The sequence below is a fragment of the Pseudomonas sp. EL_65y_Pfl1_R83 genome (genome assembly GCF_963970695.1).
Taxonomy (GTDB): Bacteria; Pseudomonadota; Gammaproteobacteria; order Pseudomonadales; family Pseudomonadaceae; genus Aquipseudomonas; species Aquipseudomonas tritici.
The window spans coordinates 1-473 of the sequence record NZ_CAXAQI010000359.1 but is presented as its reverse complement, the minus strand read 5'-3'; the positions used below and the strand labels follow the sequence as shown (position 1 = coordinate 473).

Annotated in this window: 1 protein-coding gene; it reads left to right on the top strand. The window is 63.4% G+C overall.

Annotated features, from left to right (window positions below; translation table 11 throughout):
• Window positions 1-159 precede the first annotated feature (159 nt).
• Window positions 160-473: STN domain-containing protein (locus tag AACY08_RS29285; RefSeq protein ID WP_339472578.1), on the top strand; the 314-nt coding region annotated here is incomplete at its 3' end.

Genomic DNA, 473 nt, shown 5'->3' with positions numbered 1-473 from the left:
CGCACGTCGTTCGGTGTACGGGCGACCACGGGTGCGAACGGCGGCATCGTTCTCACCCGGATCTGAACTTTTTTTACACGGCGAATGGCGGTTCGTCCGCGCTGATCCATCCTTGCCCCGACAATCGCATAGAGTGTGGGGACTTCCATGATACGATATTTGACGACGACCGCGATCGTGGCGGTCGCGATGACCAGTGCTGCATCCGCGCAGGCCGAGCCGGCGCGCATCCGCTTCGATATCAGGTCGACCGATACGGCCACCGCGCTGAACGGCTTTGCGCGGCAGGCCGGTGTGCACCTTGTCTTTCCGTACGACGCGGTTGTCGGTCGCCGTGTTGCCGCGCTGCACGGCAGCTTCACCCGCGACGAGGCGCTGCGTCGCTTGATTGCGGGGCAGGGACTGGTGATTGCGGAGCAAACCGCCTCGATGATCTCGCTGAAGGTCGCGCCGGTCGAAAGATCGGAAGAGCA